The following is a 25268-nucleotide window of genomic DNA, read 5'->3' as shown; positions in this document are numbered from 1 at the left end:
CTCGCTATCCTCACAGCCAGCGCTTGCGCCGCTTGAAGCTCTTCAGGTTCTTGAAGCTCTTGCGCTGGTCGCCGGCGCCGCCGAGGTAGAATTCCTTGACGTCCTCGTTGTCGCGCAGCTCGTCGGCGGAGCCGTCGAGCACGACCTTGCCCTGTTCCATGATGTAGCCGTGGCTCGCGACCGAGAGCGCTGCGCGGGCATTCTGCTCGACCAGGAGGATCGTGACCCCAAGATCGCGGTTAATCTCCTTGATGATCGCGAACACTTCCTTGACGAGCAGAGGCGACAGCCCCATCGACGGCTCGTCCATCAGGATCATCTTCGGACGGGCCATCAGCGCGCGGCCGATCGCGAGCATCTGCTGCTCGCCGCCGGAGAGATAGCCGGCGAGGCCGGTCCGCTCCTTCAGGCGCGGGAAATACTTGAACACCATGTCGATGTCATCGGAGACCTCGCCGTCGCGCCGGGTGAAGGCGCCGAGCCGCAGGTTCTCCAGCGACGTCATGTCGGCGACGATGCGGCGGCCTTCCATCACCTGGAAGATGCCGCGGCGGACGATCTTGTCCGGATCGATGCCGTTGATGCGCTGGCCCTCGAACAGGATCTCGCCGCGGGTGACCTCGCCGTCCTCGGTCTTGAGCAGGCCGGAAATCGCCTTCAGCGTGGTCGACTTGCCGGCGCCGTTGGCGCCGAGCAGCGCCACGATCGCGCCCTTCGGTACCTCGAGGCTGAGGCCGCGCAGCACCAGGATGACGTCGTCATAGACGACCTCGATGTTGTTGACGCTGAGCAGCGGCGGCGGCGGGACTGCCGTCGGCCCCGGGCGGGTGGCTTCGAGGGTTTCGTTCATGGCCTGTGTTACCCTTCGACGTCATTGCCGGGCATAGCCGTCGAAGGACGGCATCGCTTCCGCTCGCCTTTGACCCGGCAATCCATCGATCGGAATACGTCTTCGCTTGATGGATGCGCGGGTCGAGCCCGCGCATGACGATGTGTGGACGTGTTCGGCTGCCGCCTCACCACCCAAACCATTCCGGCTTGCGCGGCAGGTCGACGGTCTTCACCTTCTCGAGCTTGATCGTGCCCTTGCCCATCAGGTCGTTGATGTCGCCATCGGTCGCGCCCGAGACCTTCGAGCGATACAGGTCGACCTTCGTGGTCGGGCGGTGATCCTTTTCGGTCCAGGTCGACGGATTGCAGACGCCGTCCATGCCGGCCGGCACCCAATCCTTCTTCTGGTAGAAGCCCTTGGCGACGTTCTCGCCGGTGGCGCCGCCGTTCTTGGCGGCCCAGTCGAGTGCTTCCTTCAGATAGAGCGCGCTGCAGACCGCGGCGATGTAATGCACCGGCCGATAGACCTTGCCGGACGGGTCGGACATCTTGGAGATTTCCATCACCGTCTTCATGCCGGGCGCGTTGCCGCCCCAACTCACCGCCGTGCGGAGCGGGAAGATCACGCCGTCGGCTGCATCGCCGGCGGTCTTGGCCGCGTTCTCGTCCATGCCCCAGACATTGCCGAGGAACTGGACATCGACGCCGGCGGTCTTGCAGGCCTTCAGCACCGAGATGTTGGAGGCCGCCGTGTTGCCGAGATAGGCATAATTTGCGCCCGAGCTCTTCAGGCTGAGACACTGCGCCGAGTAGTCGCCGGGCGACAGCGCGAACACCAGCGGCGGCAGCACCTCGAAGCCGAGCTCGGTCGCCAGCGCTTCACCGGCCGCCTTCGGTGCGTTCGGATACGGATGGTTGGCGCCCATGTGGACGAATTTCGGCTTGCCGGGCTTGCCCTTGGCCTTCCAGTCCTCCGCAGCCCAGGTCAGCATCGCGCGCATCGAGTCCGAATAGCTCGGGCCGTAGAAGAAATTGTACGGCGCGGGCTTGGCCTTGCCGCTGGTGCCTTCCGGATCGGTCAGCGCCGCGGCGTAGGAGCCGGAGATGTCCGGGATCTTGTCCTGCGCCAGGAAGCCGGTGAGGGCCTCGGTATCCGCCGTGCCCCAGCCCATGATCGCCGCGACCTTGCCGTCGGGCGCCGACCACTTCTTGTACAGCGCGATGGCGCGCGGCACCTGGTAGCCATAATCGTTGCTGTCGACATTGAGCTGCTTGCCGCCGATGCCGCCATTCTTGTTGACCCAGGCGAAGGTGTCGGCGACGCCCTGGCCATAGGGGGTGCCGACGTCGGACGTGCCGCCCGAGAGGTCCTGCAGATGGCCGATTGCGATCTGCGCCTGCGCGGTGGCGGCCGCGCTGCTGATCAGCAGCGCAACGGAGACCGAGCTCAAAAGGGATCTAATCGTCATTTTTGCTTTCCTCCTGCTTATTCGTTGAACCGAATTTTGAGTTGCGTTCCGTGCCTTGCGTCAATGCGAGAACGGGTAGAGCTTCCAGTAAGCCTTGATCTGCCGCCAGCGATGCGCGAGGCCGTCGGGCTCGAACATCAGGAAGCCGATGATGATCAGGCCGATCGCGATCTCGCGCAGGAAGGTGATGTTGTTGTTGAGCTGCAGCGCCTTGTCGATGGCGCCGCCCTTCAGCCAAGCGCTCAGCCATTCCATCGATTCCGGCAGCAGCACCACGAAGGCCGTGCCCATCAGCGTGCCCATCACCGAGCCGGTGCCGCCGATGATGACCATCGCGAGGAATAGCACCGAGCGCTCGATGCCAAAGCCTTCCTGCGAGACCACGAGCTGATAGTGCGCGTAAAGCGCGCCGGCGATGCCGGCAAAGAAGGCGGCAAGCCCGAATGATAGCGTCCGGTACTTGGTGAGGTTGATGCCCATGATCTCGGCCGAGAGATAGTGATCGCGGATCGCGACCAGCGCGCGGCCGTCGCGGGTGCGCATCAGATTTGTCACGAGCAGGTAGCTGATCACCATATAGGCGAGCACGACGTAGAAATACTGCCGGTCGCCGCGCAGGGTGTAGCCGAAGATCGAGAACGGGTTGGCGCTGGCCGGCACCGAGCCCCCCGAGAACCATTCGGCGCGCGAGAAGAAGTCGAGCAGGATGTACTGCGCCGCGAGCGTCGCGATCACAAGATAGAGCCCCTTCAGCCGCGCCGCTGGCACGCCGAAGATCAGGCCGACCAGCGCCGTGACGACGCCGGCGAGGGGGATGGCGAAGAACACCGGGATCGGCGCGTTGTTGGAGATGTAGGCCGAGGTGAACGCGCCGAACAGGAAGAACGCGGCGTGGCCGATCGAGATCTGGCCGGTGAAGCCGACCAGGACGTTGAGGCCGAGGGCCGCGATCGCGAAGATGCCGATCTGGATCGCGATCGAGAGCAGGTAATTGGACAGCAGCATCGGCGCGAAGCAGGCGAGCACGATGCCGAGGATCGCGAAATTGCGGCTGGTCGCGGTCGGGAAGATCGTGGTGTCGGCCGCATAGCTGGTGCGGAAATCGCCCGAGGGGATGAGTGTGCTTGTCGCCATTGATCAGACCCGCTCAATATCCTTGGTGCCGAACAGGCCGTACGGCTTGATCATCAGGATGATGATCAGGACGTAGAATGGCGCGATCTCGTAGAGATTGCCCCAGTGCAGGTACTGGCTGTCGACATACTGGGCGACGTTTTCCAACAGCCCGATGATGATGCCGCCGAGCACGGCGCCGCCGACCGAGTCGAGCCCGCCCAGGATCGCGGCCGGAAACACCTTGATGCCGTAGGCGGAGAGGCCGGACGACACGCCGTTGACCACGGCGACCACGACACCGGCGACCGCCGAGACCGTGGCCGAGATCGCCCACGCCATCGCGAACACGTTCTTGACGGAAATGCCGAGCGACTGCGCGACCTGCTGGTTGAAGGCGGTGGCGCGCATCGCAAGGCCATATTTGGAGGCGCGGAAGAACCAGGCCATGCCGACCATCATGGCGAGCGAGACCACGAGGCTCATGACATAGACGGTCTGGATCTGCAGCCCGAACAGGCTGACCGACTGGCTCTGGAACACGCGCGGGAACGGCTGCGGGTTGACGCCGAAGATCCACTTCAGCGCGGCCTGGAACACCGTCGACAGGCCGATCGTCACCATGATCACGGAGATGATCGGCTCGCCGATCATCGGACGCAGGATCATGACCTGGATCGCGATGCCGAAGATGAACATGAAGACCAGCGTGATCGGCATGCCGACCCAGAACGGCACCTGATACTTCGTCAGCAGCGCCCAGCACACCCAGGCGCCGACCAGCAGCAATTCGCCCTGCGCGAAGTTCACGACCTGTGTCGCCTTGTAGATCAGCACGAACGACATCGCGACCACGCCATACAGCGTGCCGACCACGAGGCCGTTGACGATCAGCTGGATCAGGAACTGGATGTTCATATGCTATGCTGAGCTGTTCGCCTCGCCCCGCTTGCGGGGAGAGGCCGGCGCGCGCTGAGCGATGCGAAGCATCGTCCGGAGCGCGACGGGTGAGGGGGAGCCTCCGCATGCGCGGTGCTGATGAGACCAAAATCAAACGCGCAAGGAAATTGCGAAACGCGTCGACAGATGCTGAAGGGACGCTCTGGTACCGGCTTCGTGCCCGCAGGCTGAATGGCTACAAGTTTGTGCGACAGGAGCCGATTGGGCCTTACATCGTCGATTTCATCTGCCGCGAGCGCCGTCTCGTGATCGAAGTGGATGGCGGGCAACACGCCGACAGTCAACCCGATGCTCTTCGCGACAAATGGCTTGTCGATCACAACTACCGTGTCTTGCGCTTCTGGAATAACGAAGTGTCCAGCAATTCGGTTGGTGTTCTCGAAACAATCCTCACCGCGCTTGCGGAGGCTTCCCCTCACCCGGATCGCTGACGCGATCCGACCTCTCCCCGCAAGCGGGGCGAGGTGAAGGTCAGCGCGTGTCGCGGAGAACATCATTCCGCGGCCTCCGCGAGCACGGCGCGGCCGAGGTCGACGACCTCGAGCGTGGTGCGGACGCGCTGGGTCGAGCCGTCCTGGAAGCGGATCACCGTGTCGACGGGGATGCTGGCCTTGCCGCGGTAGATCGCATCGATGATGTCGGCGTATTTCTCGTTGATGACGCCGCGGCGGACTTTTCGGGTCCGGGTCAGCTCGCCGTCATCGGCATCGAGCTCCTTGTAGAGCAGCAGGAAGCGCGAGATGCGTTGCGCCGGCGGCAGGGAGGCGTTGACGGTCTCGACCTCTTTCTTGAGCAGCGCATAGACTTCGGGCCGCGAGGACAGGTCGGTGTAGGTCGTGAACGAGATCCGGTTCTTCTCCGCCCATTTCGAGATGATCGAGTAGCGGATGCAGATCATCGCGGCGAGCGCGTCGCGGCCGGCGCCGAGCACGACTGCTTCGGCGACATAGGGCGAGAACTTCAGCTTGTTCTCGATGTATTGCGGCGAGAAGCGTTCGCCGCGCGAGGTCTCGGCGAGATCCTTGATGCGGTCGATCACGACAAGCTGCCGGTTGTCGTTGTAGTAGCCGGCATCGCCCGAATGCATCCAGCCGTCCTTGATGTCGGCGACCGAGGCTTCGGGGTTCTTGTAATAGCCGTGGAACATGTTGGGATGCCGCACCACGATCTCGCCGACCCCGTTGACGTCGGCATTGTCTATGCGGATCTCGATGTTGTCGGCCATCGGCACGCCGGTGGTGTCGGGATCGACCTTGCCTTCAGGATGCAGCGTGTAGGCGCCGAGCAGCTCGGTCTGGCCGTACAGCGTGCGCAGCGGCACGCCCATCGCCTGGAAGAACTTGAAGGTATCCGGTCCGAGCGCCGCGCCGCCGGTCGCCGCCGAGCGCAGCCGCGTGAAGCCGAGCCGGTCGCGCAGCGCGCGGAACAGCAGTTGGTCGGCGAAAACAGAACGCTTGCCCTCGGCAAGCGCCGCCAGCCCGGTCTTCATGCCGAGGTCATAGAGCCGCTGCTTGAACGGCGAGGCGTCCATCACCCCGGCGCGGACGTCGGCCGCAATCGACTCCCAGACCCGCGGCGCGAACAGCACGAAGGTCGGCGCGATCTCGCGGAAATCGTGCATCATGGTGTCGGGCTCTTCGACGAAGTTGACCTTCATCCGGGAGAGCAGCCCTTTGCCCAGCGCGTAGATCTGTTCCATGATCCAGGGCAGCGGCAGCACCGAGACATATTCGTCGTCCGGTCCCTTCGGATCGAAGGCCAGATAGGTCGCGCAGTGCCGCAGCACGCGCCCGGCCGAGAGCATCGCAAGCTTCGGATTGGCCGTCGTACCCGAGGTGGTGCAGAGGATCGCGACGTCCTCGCCATCAGTGGCGTCGACCAGCCGCTCGTACAGGCCAGGCTCGCGCGCGGCGCGGTCGCGGCCCAGCGCAACGAGCCTACTCGCCTCCATCAATCGCGGATCGTCGTATTTGCGCATGCCGCGCGGGTCGGAATAGACGATGTGCTTGAGGTGGGGCACGCGATCGGCCAGGCCGAGCATCTTGTCGACCTGTTCCTCGTCCTCGGCGAAGACCAGCTTGGCCTCGCCATGGGTCAGGAGGTAGGCGGCTTCCTCGTCCAGCACGTCGCGATAAAGACCGAGGCTCATCGCGCCAATCGCGTGGGCCGCGATCTCGGCGGCGACCCAGTCCGGCCGGTTGTCGCCGATAATGCTGATCACGTCGCCGCGGCCAAGCCCGAGTTCGACCATGCCGAGCGCGAAGTCATGGCTGCGGGTCTGGTAGTCGTTCCAGGTGAATTCGCGCCACAGCCCGAAATCCTTCTCGCGCAGCGCGATCTCGCTGCCATGCTCCTTGGCGTTGAGGCGCAGCATCTTGGGAAAGGTGTCGGCCTGCGCGGCGCGACCGGCATAGTCCATCATGCGGCGCTCTCCCGCACCGCCGGCTTGTCGTCGGGATCGACCAGCGCCTCGTCCTCTTCGCCGAGATAGGCGCGCTTGACATGGGGATCGGCGAGCACGGTGGCCGGATCGCCCTCGGCGATCTTGCGGCCGAAGTCGAGCACCATGACGCGGTGGGAGATGTCCATCACGACGCCCATGTCGTGCTCGATCATCATCACCGTCATGCCGAACTCTTCGTTGAGATCGACGATGTAGCGCGCCATGTCTTCCTTCTCTTCGAAGTTCATGCCGGCCATCGGCTCGTCGAGCAGGATCAGTTGCGGCTCGAGCGCCATCGCGCGGGCGAGCTCGACGCGCTTGCGCAGGCCGTAGGGCAGGGTGCCGGCGGTCGCCTTGCGCACCGATTGCAGATCGAGGAAGTCGATGATCTCCTCGACCTTGCGCCGGTGCTCGAGCTCCTCGCGGCGCGCGCCGGTCAGCCAGTACAGCGATCCCGTGATGAAGTTGTTCTTCAGGAGGTGATGGCGGCCGACCATGATGTTGTCGAGCACGCTCATGTGGTGGAACAGCGCGAGGTTCTGGAAGGTCCGGCCGATGCCGAGCCGGGGCCGCGCGTTCGGGTTGAGGCCGGTAATGTCCTGGCCGCGATAGAACAGCTGGCCTTCGGTCGGCCGATAGCGGCCGGAGATGCAGTTGACGATCGAGGTTTTGCCGGCGCCGTTCGGGCCGATGATGGAGAACAGCTCGCCCTCGTTGACGCCGAAGCTCACCTCGGTCAGCGCGCGGACGCCGCCAAAGCGCAATGAGACTCCGCGCACCTCGAGACTATTGGCCACCCTGTTCCCTCCAGATACGGGCGCTTTGGCGCGCTCTTTATCTTCACTTCGATCTTACACTTCGATCTTACATGGGCCGCCGAAGGGAGACCATCCGACTAATGATGCCGGCGTTCGGGAGATCGCTCGCCCCGATCGCCTGCGTCATGCGCGGTAACGCCGCACCCGCCTGCAAGCCCGTCCCCTCGCGTCGTCCGCCTTCAGCGATCCTTCAAGGCGCTGCGCGACGTTACGCGATGTGGCTCTGAATACGAGAAAGCGATAGGTTGAATTGTCATGTGCCCGACATTTGGTCAGGAATTTTCGCTGGCATTCCAGGCCTCGGGTCCTTGGCTCGCGCACGGCGTTGCTGCGGTGCAATATCGTTGCAGTCTCTTGGGGTAGGACGCCGTCGCTAGAATGATTGCTGCTGATTACCTGAGGCGCATCGCGGCCTGGTCGCGCGAACTGAGCGAGCAAGAAATCGAAATCGCGCGCGCCGGCATTTCCGAGAAATCCTATCGCGCCAACGAATTCATCTTCATGCGCGGCGACAATTTCCAGTACTGGACCGGCATCGTCACCGGCCTGGCGCGCATGGGCATCGTCTCGCGCGGCGGCAAGGCGGCGAGTTTCGCGGGCCTCACCGCAGGCGCGTGGTTCGGTGAGGGGACGGTGCTCAAGAATGAGCCCCGGCGCTACGATGTGGTCGCGCTGCGCGACACGCGACTGGCGATGATGGATCGCCGGACCTTCGTCTGGCTGTTCGAGAACAGTGTCGGCTTCAACCGATTCCTGGTCGGCTCGCTCAATGAGCGGCTCGGCCAGTTCATCGCGCTGCTCGAATATGGCCGCACGCTGGACGCCACGGCGCGGCTGGCGCGCTCGATCGCCTCGCTGTTCAATCCGATTCTCTATCCCGACCTGACGCTGCACCTCGAGATCACCCAGGAGGAGATCGGGGCGCTGTCGGGAATCTCCCGGCAGAACGCCAACCAGTGCCTGAAGCGGCTCGAGCGGGAAGGGCTGTTGCGGCTCGAATATGGCGGGGTGACCATCCTCAACCTCGACCGCCTGCGGCACTATGGCGAGTGACGGGTTCCGGGCGCATTGAGGCGTTTTCGCAGACCTAAAGTCCTGATTTCAAACGATTAAGCCATTAGACTTGGAGCAGGCTGGATGCTACAGACCGGCCTCGTCGGGATCGCGCGGTTTTCGCGCTCTCTGGAGATGACATGGCGGTTAAGGATTCGGCGGCTCAGGACTCAAAGCGGCGCGTTGCGCTGATCACCGGCGTGACCGGGCAGGACGGCGCGTATCTCGCCGAATATCTGCTCGGTCTCGGCTACACCGTGCACGGGATCAAGCGCCGGTCGTCCTCGTTCAACACCGCGCGCGTCGACCATCTCTACCAGGATCCGCATGCCGGCAACGTGCCGTTCCTGATGCACTATGGCGACATGACGGATTCGACCAATCTGATCCGCCTGGTGCAGCAGATCCGGCCGACCGAGATCTATAACCTCGCCGCCCAGAGCCACGTCCAGGTCAGTTTCGAGAGCCCGGAATACACCGCCAACGCCGATGCGATCGGCGTGCTGCGGCTCTTGGAGGCGATTCGCATCCTCGGCATGGAAAAGGAAACGCGGTTCTACCAGGCTTCGACCTCGGAGCTTTACGGGCTCGTGCAGGAGGTGCCGCAGAAGGAGACCACGCCATTCTATCCGCGCTCGCCCTATGGCGTCGCCAAGCTCTACGGCTACTGGATCACGGTGAACTACCGCGAGGCCTATGGCATGTTCGCCAGCAACGGCATCCTGTTCAACCATGAGAGCCCGATCCGCGGCGAGACCTTCGTGACGCGCAAGATCACCCGCGCCGTTGCCCGCATCGAGGTCGGCCTCGAGAACAAGCTCTATCTCGGTAATCTCGACGCCAAGCGCGACTGGGGCCACGCCCGCGACTATGTCGAGGGCATGCACAGGATCCTGCAGGTCGACGAGCCCGGCGACTTCGTGCTCGCGACCGGCGAGACGCGGTCGGTCCGCGAGTTCGTCGAGCTGGCGTTTGCCGAGGTCGGCCGCAGCATCGAATGGCGCGGCAAGGGCGTCGAGGAGGTCGGTCTCGACAGGGCGTCCGGCAACACCCTGGTGCAGATCGATCCGACCTATTTCCGCCCGACCGAGGTCGATCTTCTGATCGGCGACGCCAGCAAGGCGCGCGCCAAGCTCGGCTGGGCGCCGAAGACGCCGTTCGCGCAGCTGGTGAAGGAAATGGTCGCCAGCGATCTCGTCGAGGCCAGGCAGGACGCGGCCAATGGCAAGCACGGCGTTTGAGCTGAAGGGCAAGACCGTCTTCGTTGCCGGCCATCGCGGCATGGTCGGCTCGGCCCTGATGCGCCGGCTGGCGCGCGAGGAGGCCGATCTACTGACGGTGTCGCGCAGCGAGGTCGATTTGCGCGACCAAACCGCGGTCAACGCCTGGTTTGCCGCGAAGCGGCCGCAGGCCGTGTTCCTCGCCGCCGCCAAGGTCGGCGGCATCGTCGCCAACAACATGCTGCGGGCCGAATTCCTCTACGACAATCTGGCGATCTCGAGCAACGTGATCCAGGCGGCGCACGCCAATGGCTGCGAGAAGCTGATGTTCTTCGGCTCGTCCTGCATCTATCCGCGCCTGGCGCCGCAGCCGCTGCGCGAGGATTCAATGCTGACCGGCCCGCTGGAGCCGACCAACGAGCCCTATGCCATCGCCAAGATCGCCGGCATCAAGATGGCCGAGGCCTATCGCAGCCAGTACGGCGCCGATTTCATCAGCGTGATGCCGACCAATCTCTACGGCCCCGGCGACAATTATCACCCCGAATACAGCCACGTCGTCGCCGCGCTGATCCGCCGCTTCCACGAGGCCAAGGTTTCGGGCGCCGGCAACGTCGCGGTGTGGGGCACCGGCACGCCGCGCCGCGAATTCCTCTATGTCGACGATCTCGCCGACGCCTGCATCCATCTGATGAAGACCTATTCATCGCCCGAACTGGTCAATATCGGCACCGGCGAGGACATCACCATCGCCGAGTTCGCGCGCGTCGTCGCGGCCGCCGTCGGCTATCGTGGCGAGATCAGCTTCGACACATCGCGCCCGGACGGCACGCCGCGCAAGCTGCTCGACGTCGGTCGGCTGGCGAGGCTCGGCTGGCGCGCCAGCACCTCGCTCGAGGATGGCATCGCCCTCGCGTACCAGGCCTATCTGCGCGAGACGAAGTGACGCGGTAAACCTCCCGCCTTCCGACTGAGAATATATGTCGGCTTGGCGACGCTGCGCGGCTAGGATGCGCGTGCCCGAGCGTGCCGCAAGAGCCGCCAGTGCGTCGGAGGAGATATCATGAAGGTTCTACGCCGCCAGTTCCTGCAACTTGCAGCCGCTACGGCTGCGCTTCCGCTCACATTTGGAAAAGCGGTTGCCGAGGCCTATCCGACGCGGCCGGTTCGCCTCGTGATCGGCTATACCCCCGGCGGTTCGGCGGACCTGACGGCGCGCCTGATGGGGCAGTGGCTGTCGGAAAAGCTCGGGCAAGCCTTCATTGTCGAGAACCGGCCGGGCGGCGGGACCAACATCGCCACCGAGCAGGCGCTGCGCGCGGCACCCGACGGCTACACGCTGCTGCTGGTCGCGCCGGCCAATGCGATCAACGCGACGCTCTACCAGAAGCTGCCGTTCGACTTCATGCGCGAGATGGAGCCGATCGCGGGCATCATTCGCTTTCCCAACGTCGTGGTGGTGCACCCCTCGCTGCCGATCAAGTCGATTCCCGAATTGATCGCCTATGCAAAGGCCAATCCCGGCAAGCTCAACATGGCGTCCTCAGGCAACGGTTCGACGATCCACATGTCGGGTGAACTGTTCAAGATGCTGACCGGCATCAACATGCAGCACGTGCCCTACCGGGGCGGAGCGCCGGCGCTCACCGATATGCTGTCCGGCGTGATGCAGGTGATGTTCGACAATCTTCCGACCTGCGCCGAGCACGTCAAATCCGGCAAGCTGCGCGGACTTGCGGTCACCAGCACGACCCGTTCGGACGTGCTTCCGGACCTGCCGCCGGTCGCCGACTTCCTGCCGGGCTACGAGGCCAGCGCCTGGTACGGCCTCGCGGCGCCGAAGAACACGCCGCCTGAAATCGTCGACAGGCTCAACAAGGCCGTCAATGAAATCCTCGCCGATCCCAAGGCCAAGGCGCGGTTTACCGAGATCGGCGCGATCATGCTGCCGGGCTCGGCTGCCGACTTCGGCAAACTAGTGGCCGACGAGACCGAGAAGTGGGGCAAGGTGGTCAAGTTCGCCGGTGCCAAAGTGGACTAAAGCGCGATGAGATTCGGTCGAATCGTCATCGCACTTTAACTTGTTGTTTAAGCATGGTCTTCCCGGAAAACCGCTTCCCACTTCTCCGGATCATGCTTTAGCTTCGCGCCGTCGCGCGCGGTGGATTTTTTGAAAGCGCCGCCGCCATCGCCGATATCAGCGGCCGCATGAAGAAGGCGTCTTCGGCCGGGTAGATGTCGGTGCGCAGGCCGTGGGATTTGAGCTCGTCCGATACCGCCGGTCCGACGGAAGCGATCGGTGTACGCTCGAACCCCTGGCGTAACCTGTCCTCGCAACCGCGCGCCCGTGCCACCTCGATGAGCCGACGGACCTGGCCGAGATTGGTCAGCGCGATCGCGTCGATGCGGCCCTGCGCCATCTCCTCGATCGCGGTGACGATGTTGGCGTCGGCGGCCTGCGCATCATAGACATAGGGCAGCACCGTATCGACCTCGGCGCCCTGTGCCTTGATCGCGCCGATCAGGGTGGCGTGATCCTTGTCCGGATAGAGCTGCAGGCCGAGCCGATGGCCGGCGAGGTCGAGCTTCGACAGCATCTCCGCGACGCCTTCCGACGTCGGCTTCTCGGTCGTCATTTGCGGCTCCAGGCCGATCTCGCGCAGCGCCCGGCCGGGCTTGGGGCCGCGGGCGAATTTGCGCGCCTTGGCGAGGCCATCGACGAACTCCCGCTCGACGCCGATCTGGCGCACGACCTTCATCAGCCGGCGCAGGCCTTCGCCGGTCATCAGCACGAGATCGTCGAGCGGCCGTTCGATAGCGCGGCGAATCCAGGCCTCGATCGGCGCCGCATCAGGCGCATCGTGGATGGTGAACATCGGGCATTGCAGCACGTCGGCCCCCTGCTCGGCGAGCAGGCGGGAAAACTGCGCCTCCTCGCGCGTCTCGAGGATCAGGATGCGGTAGCCGTTCAGCCGTTCAGCCATGATGGTCCCTAACAAACATTGTCGTCATTTGTTCGATTTGACCCCCGCGCCGGGATTGGCGCAAGGCCGCCTGCGGTGTAGACGAGGGCCGAAAATGACCGTTCCACCAATCTGCTCAAGCTTTGGTCAATTGGCATGCCCGACCATCAATTCGTTTTGACCCTGTCCTGTCCGGATCGTCCGGGGATCGTCTCGGCGGTCTCGACGTTTCTTGCCCATAACGGCCAGAACATCCTGGACGCCCAGCAGTTCGATGACGTCGAAACCGGCAAGTTCTTCATGCGCGTGGTGTTCACCGCGGCCGACCTCGCGGTCGAGCTCGCGGCGCTGCAGACCGGCTTTGCCGCGATCGCCGAACGGTTCGGCATGGAATGGCAGATGCGCGATCGCGCCAGCCGCCGCCGGGTGATGCTATTGGTGTCGAAGTCCGATCACTGCCTGGTCGACATCCTCTACCGCTGGCGCACCGGCGAGCTCGAAATGATCCCGACCGCTGTTGTCTCCAACCATCCGCGCGAGACCTACGGCTCGCTCGATTTCGGCGATATCCCGTTCCATCATCTGCCGGTGACGAAAGAGACCAAGCGGCAGCAGGAAGACGCGGTGTGGCAGCTGGCCCAGGATACCAAGACCGACCTCGTGGTGCTGGCCCGCTACATGCAGATCCTGTCGGACGAGATGTCGGCACGGCTGTCGGGCCGCTGCATCAACATCCATCATTCCTTCCTGCCGGGCTTTAAGGGCGCCAGGCCCTACCATCAGGCGCATGAGCGCGGCGTCAAGCTGATCGGCGCCACGGCGCATTACGTCACCAGCGATCTCGACGAGGGGCCGATCATCGACCAGGACGTCGAGCGTATCAGCCATCGCGACACGCCTGAGGATCTCGTGCGCAAGGGGCGCGACATCGAGCGCCGGGTGCTGGCGCGCGCGATCCGCTACCATCTCGCCGATCGCGTCATCCTCAACGGACGCAAGACCGTGGTGTTCGTGGACTGATCCGCACTTCGCTCGCCCGTACAAGGCGATGCGGGCTTTGCCGGCCGACCGTGCGCTCAGCGTGCCGCGTCTTGCGGTGCCGTTGCCGGCTTGGCGTCGTCGCCGCGCTGGGCCGCAGGCATCAGCCGCTTGCGTTCCCGATCCTGCATGAACTTGTCGTATTCGGGGGTGCCCGGCCGCGGCGGCGCATCCGCCGGCAGGCCGCCGGCCCAGGATGGAATGGTATCGGCCATGCCGGCCGAGAGCTTCTGGTTCATGGAGCTGCATCCCCCGAGCGCGCCGGCCGCGAGCGCGAGGGCAGTTAGGACAGCGAGGGGACGCGAGACGATTGGCATGGGAAGCAGGATACAGCCCTGGTCTTTACGGATGATGATCTCGGGCGCGACCGTTCGGCTGCAATTGTGCTTGTTTGTTGACATTGTCGCTGCGTTTGTACGGTCGTACAAATGAATCGAGTCGGCGGCGGCCTTGAATGCGCGAGACCGGCTCTCGCGGAGGCATTGAGTCTGGTGGAGTGATATTGGTATCCTGATACTTGTCTCCGCAGCTAGGCCCGATCGCGTCGCGCGCGGCACACGTCCATCGTCCGATTGACAGAGGGCACGGGGAGACGCCTTGTCGCGTTGCGGCTTGGCCGTGCATGCTTGAGTTAAAACAAGGCAAGAGCCGGGACCAAGGCTCGATGCAGAAGAACGGAAGGGGGAGGGACGTCGATGTTCAATCGTCGCAAAATGTTGCTGTGGGGCGCCGCTTCGGCCGTGCTTCCCGGGTTGTGTGCCAGCGTGCCGGCGTGGGCGGACGACGTCGTCAAGATCGGGCTGATCCTGCCGATGACCGGCGGTCAGGCATCGACCGGCAAGCAGATCGATAACGCCATCAAGCTCTACATGCAGCAGAAGGGCGACACCGTCGCCGGCAAGAAGATCGAGATCATCCTGAAGGACGACGCCGCGGTGCCGGACAACACCAAGCGGCTCGCGCAGGAACTGATCGTCAACGACAAGGTCGATTTCATCGCCGGCTTCGGCGTGACGCCCGCAGCGCTCGCCGCGGCGCCGCTGGCGACGCAGGCCAAGATCCCGGAAGTCGTGATGGCGGCCGGCACCTCGATCATCACCGAGCGTTCGCCCTATATCGTGCGTACCAGCTTCACGCTGGCGCAGTCCTCCACCATCATCGGCGACTGGGCCGTGAAGAACGGCATCAAGAAGGTCGCGACGCTGACCTCCGACTACGCGCCCGGCAACGATGCGCTGACCTTCTTCAAGCAGCACTTCACGGCCGGCGGCGGCGAGATCGTCGAAGAGGTCAAGGTCCCGCTCGCCAATCCGGACTTCGCGCCGTTCCTGCAGCGCATGAAGGATTCCAAGCCCGACGCGATGTTCGTATTCGTGCCGGCCGGGCAGGGCGGCAACTTCATGAAGCAATATGCCGAGCGCGGGCTTGACAAGAGCGGCATCAGGGTGATCGGACCGGGCGACGTCATGGATGACGATCTGCTCAACAACATGGGCGATGCCGCGCTCGGCGCGGTGACGGCGCATCTCTATTCGGCGGCGCATCCGTCCGCGATGAACAAGGAGTTCGTCGCCGCCTACAAGAAGGCGTTCGGCAACCGCCCGGGCTTCATGGCGGTCAGCGGCTATGACGGCATCCATCTGATCTACGAGGCGCTGAAGAAGACCAATGGTGCGACCGACGGCGACAAGCTGATCGAGGCGATGAAGGGCATGAAGTGGGAGAGCCCGCGCGGCCCGATCTCGATCGATCCGGAAACCCGCGACATCGTGCAGAACATCTATATCCGCAAGGTTGAGAAGGTCGACGGCGAGCTCTACAATGTCGAGTTCGCGACCTTCGAGGCCGTCAAGGATTCCGGCAAGACCAAGAAATAGCCTCGTCATCGGCGGCGTGCGATCCGGCCCTCACCACGTCATGCCCGGCCAAAAGCGCGAAGCGCGTCTTCGCGCAGGTGTGCCGGGCATCCATGTCTTTCTTCCCGGCGAGCAGAAAGACGTGGATGGCCGGGACAGGCCCGGCCATGACGATGACCTTGACGTTCGAGCTGTTGTTCTTGTTGCGTCCTCGCGGCTAAGCTGACTCCATGGCCTCTATCCTCACCAACCTGTTCGACGGCGTCGCCTACGGCATGCTGCTGTTCGTGCTTGCCTGCGGGCTTGCGGTGACGCTCGGGCTGATGAATTTCGTCAACCTCGCGCATGGCGCCTTCGCGATGGCCGGCGGCTATATCTGCGCCGTGCTGGTGAATAATTCCGGTTGGCCGTTCTTCGCAGGCCTGCCGCTCGCCTTTGTCGGCAGCGCCGTCATCGGCATTGCGCTGGAGCGCACGCTGTACCGCCATCTCTATAGCCGCAGCCATCTCGATCAGGTGCTGTTCTCGATCGGTCTGGTGTTCATGTCGGTCGCGGCGGTCGACTACATCATGGGATCGTCGCGGGTCTTCATCAAGCTGCCGGCGGCGCTGGAAGGCCAGATCGACCTGTTCGGCGTCGGCATCGGCCGTTACCGGCTGATGATCGTGGTGATCTGCGGCCTGCTCACGCTAGCGCTGCAACTGATCCTCGCCAAGACCCGGTTCGGCAGCCGGCTGCGCGCCGCGGTCGACGATCCGCGCGCTGCGATCGGGCTCGGCATCAACGTGCCGCAGGTGTTCGCCTTCACCTTTGCGTTCGGCTGCGGCCTCGCTGGCCTCAGCGGTGCGCTGAGCGCGGAGATCCTCGGGCTCGATCCGTATTTCCCGCTGAAATTCATGATCTACTTCCTGATCGTCGTCACCGTCGGGGGCTCGTCCTCGATCACCGGACCGTTCCTGGCGTCGCTGCTGCTTGGCATCGCCGATGTCGCCGGCAAGTATTACGTGCCGAAGCTCGGTCCCTTCGTGATCTACACTGTCATGATCGTGATCCTGCTCTGGCGTCCGAACGGCCTGTTCGGCCGTACCGCGGCACGGTGAGGCGGTCATGGCGGCGCTATCAGACGTTTCCACCCACGCGATGGCCAGCGCGCGCTGGCGGGTCAGCGAGGTCGCGTTCTGGGCGCTGGCGCTCGCCTGCGCCTTCCTGTTCCCGTCGCGCTATTTGATCATGACCGACATCGTGCGGCTCGGCTTGTTCGCGCTGTCGCTCGACCTGATCCTCGGCTACGCCGGCATCGTCTCGCTCGGCCACGCGGCCTTCTTCGGCGTCGGCGCCTATTCGGCCGGCTTGCTGGCGCTGCACGGCATCATCAACGAGCCCGTGATCGCACTGGTCGCCGCCGGCCTGGTTGCGGCGGTGCTCGGCTTCCTGACCAGCTTTCTCGTCATCCGCGGCGTCGACCTGACGCGGCTGATGGTGACGCTCGGCATCGCCCTGCTGCTGGAAGCGCTCGCCGAACGCTTCTCCAACATCACCGGCGGCACCGACGGGCTGCAGGGCATCGAGATGCAGCCGATCCTCGGTCTGTTCACCTTCGACATGTTCGGCAAGACCGGGTTCTTCTACTCGCTGATCGTGCTGTTCATCCTGTTCCTGCTCGCGCGACGCGTGGTGCATTCGCCGTTCGGCCTGTCGCTGCGCGCGATCAAGAACAATCCGCTGCGCGCGGCCGCGATCGGCGTGCCGGTCAACCGTCGCCTGATCGCGGTCTATACGCTCGCCGCGTTCTATGCCGGGATCGCCGGCGCGCTGTTTACCCAGACCACGGCGCTCGCCTCGCTCGACGTGTTCTCCTTCGAGCGTTCCGCCGACCTGATGCTGGTGCTGGTGATCGGCGGCACCGGCTATCTCTATGGCGGCCTGATCGGCGCCGTCGTGTTCAAGATGCTGCAGGAGCTGTTTCAGAGCATCACCCCGCAATACTGGCTGTTCTGGATCGGCCTCGTGCTGGTCGTGATCGTGCTGGTCGGCCGCGCGCGCATCCATCGCTGGGTGCTGTTCGTGCCCAACCTGATCATCCGCCAGTTCGCCGGCCGCAAGGCCGCCGTTGCCGTGCCGGAGAACGACGCGTCATGACGATCGCGCTGGAAACACGTGGCCTCGAAAAATCCTTCGGCGCCCTTCGCGTCACCCGCGATCTCTCGCTCAAGGTGATGCAGGGGGCCCGCCACGCGCTGATCGGGCCGAACGGCGCGGGCAAGACCACCGTCATCAATCAGCTGACCGGCGTGCTGACGCCGAACAGCGGGCGCATCCTGCTCGAAGGCAGCGACATCACCGGCCTGTCCGTCCACAAGCGGGTGCTGCGCGGGCTGTCGCGCACGTTCCAGATCAACCAGCTCTATCCCGACCTGACCCCGCTCGAAACCATCGGGCTTGCGGTCTCCGAACGGATGGGCCGCGGCGGCGACTGGTGGCGGCGGATGGGAACGCGGAGCGACGTCAACACCGAGATCGCCGAGATCCTGTCGCGCTTCCATCTGCTCGACGTGATGACGGAGCTCACCTCGACCTTGCCCTATGGCAAGCAGCGCCTGCTCGAGATCGCGGTCGCGATCGCCGCCAAGCCGCGGGTGCTGCTGCTCGACGAGCCCGCGGCCGGCGTGCCCGAGAGCGAGCGCCACGATATCCTGGCGGCGGTGGCGGCATTGCCGGGCGACGTCACGGTGCTGCTGATCGAGCACGACATGGACCTCGTGTTTTCCTTCGCCGACCGCATCTCGGTGCTGGTCAATGGCGGCCTGCTCACCGAGGGTGCCCCCGATGAGGTCGCGCGCGATCCGCAGGTGAGGGCGGTCTATCTCGGCGAGGCCGCCGATGCCTGAGCTTCTTTCCATCCAGGGCCTGCGTGCCGGATACGGCGAGGCGGTGGTGCTGCCCGACATGTCGCTGGCGCTTGCGGAGGGTCAGGTGCTCGCGCTGCTCGGCCGCAACGGTACCGGCAAGACCACGCTGATCAATTCGATCGTCGGCATCGTCAGGCGCCTCAGTGGCAGCTTCGCGCTCGCAGGCCGCGACATCACGGCGATGCGGGCCGACCAGCGCGCCCGCGCCGGGATCGGCTGGGTGCCGCAAGAGCGCAACATCTTCCGCTCGCTGACGGTGGAAGAGAACATGACCGCGGTGGCGCAGCCCGGGCCGTGGACAGTCGAGCGGGTATACGAGATGTTTCCGCGGCTGCAGGAGCGGCGGCGCAATTTCGGCAACCAGCTGTCCGGTGGCGAGCAGCAGATGCTGGCGATCGGCCGCGCGCTGACCCTGAATCCGAAAGTGCTGCTGCTCGACGAGCCGACCGAAGGCCTCGCGCCGATCATCGTTGAGGAATTGTTAAAGGCGATCGGAACCATCACGCGCTCGGGTGGCATCTGCTCGATCATCGTCGAGCAGAACGCGCAAAAGATTCTGGGGCTGGCCGACCGCGTTGTGATATTGGAACGCGGCACGATCGTGCACGATGCCGCAAGCAGCGCGCTGAAAGCCGATCCCTCCGTCCTCGAGCGCCACCTCGGCGTCTCCGGGGCCAAGGCACATTAGAAGGCACATGAGAAACGTCCGGGAGTTGACCATGCAGCGAACCAAGCCTCCGTTCCGCGCCGACGAGGTCGGCAGCCTGTTGCGGCCGCCGAAGATCAAGGAGGCCCGCGCCAGATTGGAGAAGGGCGAGATCTCGGCCGACGAACTGCGCAAGGTCGAGGACATGGAGATCGAGAAGGTCGTGCACAAGCAGGCCTCGGTCGGCCTGAAGCTTGCGACCGACGGCGAGTTCCGCCGCTCCTGGTGGCACTTCGATTTCCTCAGCCATCTGACCGGTTGCGAGCTGTTCCATCCCGACATGGGCATCCAGTTCGCAGGCGTGCAGACCCGGCACGATGCCATCAGAGTGATCGGCAAGCTGGATTTCTCCGATCATCACCCGATGCTCGATCACTTCCGCTTCCTGAAGAAGTACGCCGACCAGGCGCATGTCACGCCGAAGATGACGATCCCCTCGCCGGCGGTGCTACATTTCCGCGGCGGCCGCAAGCTGATCTCGAAGGAGGTCTATCCGGACCTCGAGGAATTCTATCAGGACCTCGGCAAGACCTATCGCAAGGCGGTCAAGGCGTTCTACGATGCCGGCTGCCGCTATTTGCAATTTGACGACACGGTGTGGGCCTATCTGTGCTCGCAGGAGGAATTGCAGAAGTCGCGCGACCGCGGCGACAATCCGGACGGCCTGCAGGAGATCTACGCCCGCGTCATCAACTACGCGATCGCCGACCGTCCGTCCGACATGGTGATTACGACCCATGTCTGCCGCGGCAATTTCCGCTCGACCTGGATCTCCTCCGGCGGCTACGAGCCGGTCGCCGAGACCCTGCTCGCCGGCACCAATTACGACGGCTACTTCCTCGAATATGATTCCGACCGCGCCGGCGGCTTCGAGCCGCTGCGCTTCCTGCCCAAGGGCAACAAGGTCGTCGTGGTCGGTGTCATCACCTCGAAGTTCGGCGAGCTCGAGAAGAAGGACGACATCAAGCGGCGGCTGGAGGAGGCATCCAAATTTGCCCCGATCGAGCAACTCGCGGTGTCGCCGCAATGCGGCTTCGCCTCGACCGAGGAAGGCAACATCCTTTCCGAGGAAGAGCAGTGGGCCAAGCTCAGGCTCGCGGTCGAGGTCGCGAACGAGGTGTGGGGGAAGTGACGCGTTAGCGTCATTCCGGGATGGTGCGCGAGCACCAGACCCGGAATCTCGAGATTCCCCGGGGCGTAATCGCACCCCCGAGGTTCGACGCTGCGCGTCGCCCCGGAGTGACGCTGTCCCGTCGCACCGTCACTGCTCCGCCAGATAGACCTCGCCGAGCAGCGAGGAGTTCGACCACGGCACCTGCTTGCCCTTGGTCGCGGCGACGACCTCGGCGCGGACCCGGGTCAGCATCTGCTGCACCTCGAGGCCGGGCGTGCCGACATGGCGCGACAGCGCCGCCGAGAACGGACTGTTGGCGCCTTCGCCGTCGAGCGCGACCTGGCCCGGCGCGGTCGCAAACGCGATCAGCGTGCCGGCGCCGAGCGTCGAGCCCGATCCGAGCGAGGCGGGCGCGGCAAGGCCGGAGCCCGCTTCGATGCCGCGGCTTGGACCTGCGGAGGCCAGCTGCGGTGCTATCGGATTGTTGCGGCAGGCATCGAGGATTAGGATGTTGGTGCGGATCTGGTCGTCGAGCCCGGCCATGATCGTGTCCATGTCGACCATCGCGTCGGTCATGCGCGCGCCCGCCCTGAACTCGATGTCGACCGGCACGAGATAGTTGCGGCCGTCGACCTGCACGCCGTGACCGGCATAGTAGACCACGGCGATCTGCGACCGCGCCGCCTCGCGCAGGAAATCGTTGATCGTCTTCTGCATCGTGCCGCGATCGAGATCGAGCCCCTCGGAGACGGTGAAGCCGATGTCGCGCAGGCTCCTGGCGATGGCGCGCGCATCGTTGGCCGGATTGGGGAGCGCCTTGACATGCGCATAGGCGCCGTTGCCGACCACCAGCGCGAGGCGTCGGCCGGTTGCTGCCGCCGGGGCCGCCGCGGCGGGCGGCGCCGGTGCCGGTGTCTTGACGGAAGCGGCCGGTGGCGCGGCCGGGCTGCTCTCGGCGGCCGGCGCTGCCGCGGTCTTGCGCGGTGCCGCGTCGGCCTCCTTGAGCAGCGCGAGCCGTACCTTCGCGGTGGCCTGGTTGGCCTTGCTGCCGGCATCGGATGCCACGCCTTCGAGCACCGAGGCGTAATCTTCCTTGGCATGCGCAGCATCACCCTTCGCTTCATAGCTGAGGCCGCGCTGGGTATAGGCCGAGATCAGCACGCTGCCGGGCGGCGTCATGACGTTGACGGGCGCCTTGGCTTTGGCGAGCCGGATCGCTTCCGTCGTGTCCGCAATCGCGCGCTCGATCTCGCCCTTGGCGCGCCAGATCACGGCGCGGCTGATCAGCGGCTGCGGCAGCGATGGGTCGATCCTGACCGCCTCGTTGATGTCGGCGAGCGCGCCGTCGAGATCGCCGAGCGCCCGCTTCGAGGCGCCGCGGTTCTGATAGGAGAAGGCTGACTTCGGACCGGCCTTGATCGCGGCGTCATAGTCGGCGATCGCCTTGGCATAGTCGCCCTTGCTGCGATAGGCGTTGCCGCGGTTGTGAAAGATGATGCCGCTCGGCGGCCCCAGGCGCAGCGCATCGTTGAAGTCGGCGATCGCGATGTCGTACTCGCCTTTGTCGAAATAGGCTGAGCCGCGCAAATTGTAGACGGCGGTGCTGGGCTTGAGGCGCAGCGCCTCGGTGGCGTCGGATATCACCTGGGCGTAGTTGCCCTTCTTGTTCCAGCCGACCGCGCGCCAGAAGTAGATGGTCGCGAGCTTCTCGCCGGAAAACACCTTCAGCGCGATGATCTTGGTGCAGGCGTCGATCATCTGGTCGGCCGGCGTGGTCCCGGTCGTGCAGAGCGGGCCGAGCTGGGAGCGCGCCTGGGCGAAACAGGGCGCCGACCAGAGCAAAGCGGCAAGGAGGGTGGGGATCAGGAGCAGGCGGCGCATCGGTCATCCGGGGTAAGGCCGTCATGGCGATCGACGACGGCAGGGCGGTCCAAGAGACCGGTCCAGGGGGCGGTCCATGACTGTTTGGTGATCGGGCAGCAGAGGGGGTTCAACTGGTGGGAAAATGGTGATAAGACGCTGCCAGTCATCATTTCTGCCCACTCTCGTCCCACTCGCCGCTGCCCACCCAAGGCGCCATGAAGAACGACGAAATCCTCAGCCAGATCACGGATTTCTGCCGCCGCTCCGACATGGCGGAGACGACGTTCGGCCGCCGTGCCGTCAATGACGGCAAGCTGGTGTACCGGCTGCGGGAGGGCAAGCGCATCACGATCGATACGCTCGACCGTATCAACGCCTTCATCGCGACTTCGACGCCGGGCGGCGTGGCGCCGCCGCGGGGCCTCGTGGTGCCGCCGGAAAAGCGCGATCCGCGGGGCAATTTCCGGTTTTTCGAGAACCGCCAGCGCTATTTGCTGTTCGTCCACACCTGCAGCGAGAAGCGGGTGATCGCCGACCGGGTTGCGCTGGAATTGGCCGCCATCCATCCGCGGCCGCCGGCGCTGCGGGTGTTCGATGCCGGAATGGGCGACGGCACGGTGCTGGCCCGGGTCCTGCGCGCCATGCATGGCCGCTTCCCACATATGCCGTTCTATGTCGCCGGCAAGGAACTGAGCCTGGAGGACGTCCGCCTCACCCTCGACAAGGTCCCCGACCGCCTGTTCGAGCATCCGGCCAGCGTCTTCGTGTTCACCAACATGTATTACGCCGAGGCGCCGTGGCTGACGCCCAAGAACTCCGCGGCGGCCGCCAGCATGATCTGGCACGAGGTAGCTCTGCGGGGAGCGTCGTCGGGTGAGTTCGAGGCCCAGATCGCCGAACTCGGTCCGTTCCTGGAGCAGAACTGGCGCGCCAATCTCAGCCCCGGCAATGCGATGCCGATCTATGAGCGGCCGGTGGCGCTGGTCCTGTACCGGGACGATCACCGGTTCCTGCTCGATTCCATCATTCCGCGGGCCGGCCGCACCGAAGCCAATTTCGATCTCGTGATCGCCTCGCAACCTTACCGTGCCAAATCCTCGGTGAACTTCCGCGCCAAGCGGATCATCGCGCCGCTGGCCCGCGCGCTGCGCGGCGGCGGACGGCTGATAGGAATCCACTCCCACGGCGGCGATCCCGGGCTTGAAATGATTCAAGCGGTCTGGCCCGGAGAAAATCCTTTCGCCGTCAGTCGCCATGAGATACTGCGCGCGGTGAAATACGAACTGGGCTCCGCCGGCCGCGAGCTGAACTTCAACGCCTACGCCGATAACCGTTCGATCTTCCGATATGATATGGAAGCGCTGCCCAATGAGGTAACCGGCTCGATCGGAACCTCGACGGCCTTTGCTGCGTGGAATGCGGCGGTGTATGTCGCGCAGATCGAAGATGAGCGGTTGACCGAAACGACCGAAAACGGACGAGCTCTCGAGGCCACACGCGAAGTTCTCCGCAAACACAACGGGCTGTGGTTCTACGACGAATCCTACGTCATCTCGCGGCGACGAGACTGACATGCCGGGGACATATTCACCAACCAACGTCGGACTTCGACTTAACAAGGGGTTTGCTTGATGCGCGCGTCTTACCTGTTCACCAGCGAGTCGGTCTCGGAAGGCCATCCGGACAAGGTCTGTGATCGTATTTCGGATGAGATCGTCGATCTGTTCTATCGCGAGGGACCGAAAGCGGGCATCGACCCGTGGCAGATCCGCGCGGCGTGCGAGACGCTCGCGACCACCAACAAGGTGGTGATCGCCGGCGAAACGCGCGGCCCGAGCTCGGTCACCAACGACCACATCGAGAGCGTGGTTCGCTCTGCAATCAAGGACATCGGTTACGAGCAGGACGGCTTCCACTGGAAGAACTGCGACATCGAGATCCTGCTGCATCCGCAGTCGGCCGACATCGCGCAGGGCGTCGACGCGCTGCAACCGGGCGAGGTCAAGGAAGAGGGTGCCGGCGACCAGGGCATCATGTTCGGTTACGCCACCAACGAGACGCCGGACCTGATGCCGGCGCCGATCTTCTACGCCCACAAGATCCTGCGGCTGATCTCCGAAGCGCGCCACTCCGGCCGCGAGAAGGTGCTGGGTCCGGACTCCAAGAGCCAGGTCACGGTGCAGTACGAGAACGGCAAGCCGGTCGGCGTCCGCGAGATCGTGGTCTCGCACCAGCATCTGGTCGAGGACCTGTCGTCCAAGCAGATCCGCGACATCGTCGAGCCCTACGTCCGCGAGGCGCTGCCGAAGGAGTGGATCACCGACAAGACGATCTGGCACATCAATCCGACCGGCAAGTTCTTCATCGGCGGTCCCGACGGCGACTCCGGCCTGACCGGCCGCAAGATCATCGTCGACACCTATGGCGGCGCGGCTCCGCATGGCGGCGGCGCGTTCTCCGGCAAGGATCCGACCAAGGTCGACCGCTCGGCCGCCTATGCCGCGCGCTATGTCGCCAAGAACATCGTCGCGGCCGGTCTTGCCGACCGCTGCACGCTGCAGCTCGCCTATGCCATCGGCGTGGCGCGTCCGCTGTCGATCTACATCGACACCCACGGCACCGGTAAGGTGTCGGAGGATCAGCTCGAGAAGGCGGCGGCCAAGGCGATGGATCTGACGCCGCGCGGCATCCGCAGCCATCTCGATCTCAACCGCCCGATCTACGCGCGCACCTCGGCCTACGGTCATTTCGGCCGCACGCCCGACAATGAGGGCGGCTTCTCCTGGGAGAAGACCGATCTCGTCGAGCAGCTGAAGCGCGCGCTCTGATACTTGCGTCATTCCGGGTCGCTCGCGAGAGCGAGCGAACCCGGAATCCCTAATCATCACCTCGAGATTCCGGGTTCGCCTCTT

23 protein-coding genes are annotated in these 25268 nt (G+C 64.5%); 14 read left to right on the top strand and 9 right to left on the bottom strand.

The genetic code is table 11. The features are described 5' to 3' along the window. Positions 1-10: 10 nt before the first annotated feature. The 4 genes from ACVMIH_RS14960 to ACVMIH_RS14945 form a co-directional block, all read right to left on the bottom strand. Positions 11-850 carry an ABC transporter ATP-binding protein gene (locus tag ACVMIH_RS14960; protein WP_038380790.1) on the bottom strand — a complete coding sequence of 280 codons (840 nt, stop codon included), beginning with the start codon at positions 848-850 and terminating at the stop codon, positions 11-13. 166 nt (positions 851-1016) lie between these two features. Beyond that, entirely contained in the window at positions 1017-2300 is a 1284-nt protein-coding gene (locus ACVMIH_RS14955) for an ABC transporter substrate-binding protein (RefSeq protein ID WP_050383787.1), read from the bottom strand. 60 nt (positions 2301-2360) lie between these two features. Next, entirely contained in the window at positions 2361-3434 is a 1074-nt protein-coding gene (locus ACVMIH_RS14950; protein WP_057020451.1) for a branched-chain amino acid ABC transporter permease, read from the bottom strand. Between the two features lie 3 nt (positions 3435-3437). Then, positions 3438-4331 carry a branched-chain amino acid ABC transporter permease gene (locus ACVMIH_RS14945; protein WP_057020450.1) on the bottom strand — a complete coding sequence of 298 codons (894 nt, stop codon included), beginning with the start codon at positions 4329-4331 and terminating at the stop codon, positions 3438-3440. A gap of 107 nt (positions 4332-4438) precedes the next feature. On the opposite strand from ACVMIH_RS14945, the gene ACVMIH_RS14940 reads away from it, so the two are divergent. After that, entirely contained in the window at positions 4439-4804 is a 366-nt protein-coding gene (locus ACVMIH_RS14940) for an endonuclease domain-containing protein (protein ID WP_057020449.1), read from the top strand. 62 nt (positions 4805-4866) lie between these two features. Here ACVMIH_RS14940 and ACVMIH_RS14935 read toward each other — a convergent pair whose 3' ends face one another. After that, the gene (locus ACVMIH_RS14935; RefSeq protein WP_057020448.1) at positions 4867-6795 is read right to left on the bottom strand and encodes a long-chain fatty acid--CoA ligase; all 1929 of its coding nucleotides are present in this window, start codon (positions 6793-6795) and stop codon (positions 4867-4869) included. Continuing rightward, positions 6792-7613 (bottom strand): ABC transporter ATP-binding protein, encoded by an 822-nt coding sequence (locus ACVMIH_RS14930; protein WP_028338338.1) that lies wholly within the window; start codon positions 7611-7613, stop codon positions 6792-6794. The genes ACVMIH_RS14935 and ACVMIH_RS14930 overlap by 4 nt, the downstream gene beginning before the upstream one ends. A gap of 399 nt (positions 7614-8012) precedes the next feature. On the opposite strand from ACVMIH_RS14930, the gene ACVMIH_RS14925 reads away from it, so the two are divergent. From ACVMIH_RS14925 to ACVMIH_RS14910, 4 genes are all read left to right on the top strand, one after another. Then, positions 8013-8687 carry a Crp/Fnr family transcriptional regulator gene (locus ACVMIH_RS14925; protein WP_028343069.1) on the top strand — a complete coding sequence of 225 codons (675 nt, stop codon included), beginning with the start codon at positions 8013-8015 and terminating at the stop codon, positions 8685-8687. A 140-nt stretch (positions 8688-8827) separates the two neighbouring features. Further along, the gene (gmd, locus tag ACVMIH_RS14920) at positions 8828-9928 is read left to right on the top strand and encodes a GDP-mannose 4,6-dehydratase (RefSeq protein ID WP_456785415.1); all 1101 of its coding nucleotides are present in this window, start codon (positions 8828-8830) and stop codon (positions 9926-9928) included. Continuing rightward, positions 9909-10853, top strand: coding sequence for a GDP-L-fucose synthase (fcl, locus tag ACVMIH_RS14915; protein ID WP_057016737.1), 945 nt, complete (start codon positions 9909-9911; stop codon positions 10851-10853). The genes gmd and fcl overlap by 20 nt, the downstream gene beginning before the upstream one ends. 117 nt (positions 10854-10970) lie before the next feature. After that, on the top strand, positions 10971-11948 hold the full coding sequence (locus ACVMIH_RS14910; protein ID WP_456862325.1) for a tripartite tricarboxylate transporter substrate binding protein: 978 nt from the start codon (positions 10971-10973) through the stop codon (positions 11946-11948). Between the two features lie 97 nt (positions 11949-12045). Here ACVMIH_RS14910 and ACVMIH_RS14905 read toward each other — a convergent pair whose 3' ends face one another. Further along, a complete protein-coding gene (locus ACVMIH_RS14905) occupies positions 12046-12891 on the bottom strand; it encodes a uroporphyrinogen-III synthase (RefSeq protein WP_057016735.1) in 846 nt (281 codons plus the stop codon). A gap of 135 nt (positions 12892-13026) precedes the next feature. Between ACVMIH_RS14905 and purU the strand changes: the two genes are divergently transcribed. Continuing rightward, a complete protein-coding gene (purU, locus tag ACVMIH_RS14900; protein WP_057016734.1) occupies positions 13027-13890 on the top strand; it encodes a formyltetrahydrofolate deformylase in 864 nt (287 codons plus the stop codon). Positions 13891-13946: 56 nt separating this feature from the next. On the opposite strand, the gene ACVMIH_RS14895 is transcribed toward purU, so the two are convergent. Further along, entirely contained in the window at positions 13947-14225 is a 279-nt protein-coding gene (locus ACVMIH_RS14895; RefSeq protein WP_057016750.1) for a hypothetical protein, read from the bottom strand. Positions 14226-14603: 378 nt separating this feature from the next. Between ACVMIH_RS14895 and ACVMIH_RS14890 the strand changes: the two genes are divergently transcribed. From ACVMIH_RS14890 to ACVMIH_RS14865, 6 genes are all read left to right on the top strand, one after another. Continuing rightward, the gene (locus ACVMIH_RS14890) at positions 14604-15785 is read left to right on the top strand and encodes an ABC transporter substrate-binding protein (protein WP_057016733.1); all 1182 of its coding nucleotides are present in this window, start codon (positions 14604-14606) and stop codon (positions 15783-15785) included. A gap of 209 nt (positions 15786-15994) precedes the next feature. Further along, positions 15995-16864: a branched-chain amino acid ABC transporter permease gene (locus ACVMIH_RS14885; RefSeq protein WP_057016732.1), complete on the top strand. Its 870-nt coding sequence runs from the start codon at positions 15995-15997 to the stop codon at positions 16862-16864. A gap of 7 nt (positions 16865-16871) precedes the next feature. Beyond that, the gene (locus tag ACVMIH_RS14880; RefSeq protein ID WP_456862323.1) at positions 16872-17903 is read left to right on the top strand and encodes a branched-chain amino acid ABC transporter permease; all 1032 of its coding nucleotides are present in this window, start codon (positions 16872-16874) and stop codon (positions 17901-17903) included. Next, on the top strand, positions 17900-18652 hold the full coding sequence (locus tag ACVMIH_RS14875) for an ABC transporter ATP-binding protein (protein WP_057016730.1): 753 nt from the start codon (positions 17900-17902) through the stop codon (positions 18650-18652). The genes ACVMIH_RS14880 and ACVMIH_RS14875 overlap by 4 nt, the downstream gene beginning before the upstream one ends. Then, entirely contained in the window at positions 18645-19361 is a 717-nt protein-coding gene (locus tag ACVMIH_RS14870) for an ABC transporter ATP-binding protein (protein WP_057016729.1), read from the top strand. The genes ACVMIH_RS14875 and ACVMIH_RS14870 overlap by 8 nt, the downstream gene beginning before the upstream one ends. 31 nt (positions 19362-19392) lie before the next feature. Next, positions 19393-20511 carry a cobalamin-independent methionine synthase II family protein gene (locus ACVMIH_RS14865; protein WP_016840262.1) on the top strand — a complete coding sequence of 373 codons (1119 nt, stop codon included), beginning with the start codon at positions 19393-19395 and terminating at the stop codon, positions 20509-20511. 129 nt (positions 20512-20640) lie between these two features. Here the strand turns inward: ACVMIH_RS14865 and ACVMIH_RS14860 are convergent, their stop codons facing one another. Beyond that, on the bottom strand, positions 20641-22374 hold the full coding sequence (locus ACVMIH_RS14860) for a caspase family protein (RefSeq protein WP_456862321.1): 1734 nt from the start codon (positions 22372-22374) through the stop codon (positions 20641-20643). 197 nt (positions 22375-22571) lie between these two features. Here ACVMIH_RS14860 and ACVMIH_RS14855 point away from each other — a divergent pair, with 197 nt between their 5' ends. Then, the gene (locus ACVMIH_RS14855; RefSeq protein ID WP_016843649.1) at positions 22572-23927 is read left to right on the top strand and encodes a hypothetical protein; all 1356 of its coding nucleotides are present in this window, start codon (positions 22572-22574) and stop codon (positions 23925-23927) included. Between the two features lie 60 nt (positions 23928-23987). Continuing rightward, positions 23988-25184, top strand: a complete 1197-nt coding sequence (gene metK / locus ACVMIH_RS14850) for a methionine adenosyltransferase (RefSeq protein WP_057016728.1) — start codon at positions 23988-23990, stop codon at positions 25182-25184. Positions 25185-25268: the final 84 nt, after the last annotated feature.

It is taken from the genome of Bradyrhizobium sp. USDA 4503 (assembly GCF_054055815.1).
This window is presented reverse-complemented; position numbering and strand designations above follow the sequence as displayed.

Bases quoted from the DNA above. Each gene is read 5' to 3' on its own strand.
- ACVMIH_RS14960 (WP_038380790.1), bottom strand. From the start codon at position 850: ATGAACGAAACCCTCGAAGCCACCCGCCCGGGGCCGACGGCAGTCCCG.
- ACVMIH_RS14955 (WP_050383787.1), bottom strand. From the start codon at position 2,300: ATGACGATTAGATCCCTTTTGAGCTCGGTCTCCGTTGCGCTGCTGATC.
- ACVMIH_RS14950 (WP_057020451.1), bottom strand. From the start codon at position 3,434: ATGGCGACAAGCACACTCATCCCCTCGGGCGATTTCCGCACCAGCTAT.
- ACVMIH_RS14945 (WP_057020450.1), bottom strand. From the start codon at position 4,331: ATGAACATCCAGTTCCTGATCCAGCTGATCGTCAACGGCCTCGTGGTC.
- ACVMIH_RS14940 (WP_057020449.1), top strand. From the start codon at position 4,439: ATGCGCGGTGCTGATGAGACCAAAATCAAACGCGCAAGGAAATTGCGA.
- ACVMIH_RS14935 (WP_057020448.1), bottom strand. From the start codon at position 6,795: ATGATGGACTATGCCGGTCGCGCCGCGCAGGCCGACACCTTTCCCAAG.
- ACVMIH_RS14925 (WP_028343069.1), top strand. From the start codon at position 8,013: ATGATTGCTGCTGATTACCTGAGGCGCATCGCGGCCTGGTCGCGCGAA.
- gmd (WP_456785415.1), top strand. From the start codon at position 8,828: ATGGCGGTTAAGGATTCGGCGGCTCAGGACTCAAAGCGGCGCGTTGCG.
- fcl (WP_057016737.1), top strand. From the start codon at position 9,909: ATGGCAAGCACGGCGTTTGAGCTGAAGGGCAAGACCGTCTTCGTTGCC.
- ACVMIH_RS14910 (WP_456862325.1), top strand. From the start codon at position 10,971: ATGAAGGTTCTACGCCGCCAGTTCCTGCAACTTGCAGCCGCTACGGCT.
- ACVMIH_RS14905 (WP_057016735.1), bottom strand. From the start codon at position 12,891: ATGGCTGAACGGCTGAACGGCTACCGCATCCTGATCCTCGAGACGCGC.
- purU (WP_057016734.1), top strand. From the start codon at position 13,027: ATGCCCGACCATCAATTCGTTTTGACCCTGTCCTGTCCGGATCGTCCG.
- ACVMIH_RS14895 (WP_057016750.1), bottom strand. From the start codon at position 14,225: ATGCCAATCGTCTCGCGTCCCCTCGCTGTCCTAACTGCCCTCGCGCTC.
- ACVMIH_RS14890 (WP_057016733.1), top strand. From the start codon at position 14,604: ATGTTCAATCGTCGCAAAATGTTGCTGTGGGGCGCCGCTTCGGCCGTG.
- ACVMIH_RS14885 (WP_057016732.1), top strand. From the start codon at position 15,995: ATGGCCTCTATCCTCACCAACCTGTTCGACGGCGTCGCCTACGGCATG.
- ACVMIH_RS14880 (WP_456862323.1), top strand. From the start codon at position 16,872: ATGGCGGCGCTATCAGACGTTTCCACCCACGCGATGGCCAGCGCGCGC.
- ACVMIH_RS14875 (WP_057016730.1), top strand. From the start codon at position 17,900: ATGACGATCGCGCTGGAAACACGTGGCCTCGAAAAATCCTTCGGCGCC.
- ACVMIH_RS14870 (WP_057016729.1), top strand. From the start codon at position 18,645: ATGCCTGAGCTTCTTTCCATCCAGGGCCTGCGTGCCGGATACGGCGAG.
- ACVMIH_RS14865 (WP_016840262.1), top strand. From the start codon at position 19,393: ATGCAGCGAACCAAGCCTCCGTTCCGCGCCGACGAGGTCGGCAGCCTG.
- ACVMIH_RS14860 (WP_456862321.1), bottom strand. From the start codon at position 22,374: ATGCGCCGCCTGCTCCTGATCCCCACCCTCCTTGCCGCTTTGCTCTGG.
- ACVMIH_RS14855 (WP_016843649.1), top strand. From the start codon at position 22,572: ATGAAGAACGACGAAATCCTCAGCCAGATCACGGATTTCTGCCGCCGC.
- metK (WP_057016728.1), top strand. From the start codon at position 23,988: ATGCGCGCGTCTTACCTGTTCACCAGCGAGTCGGTCTCGGAAGGCCAT.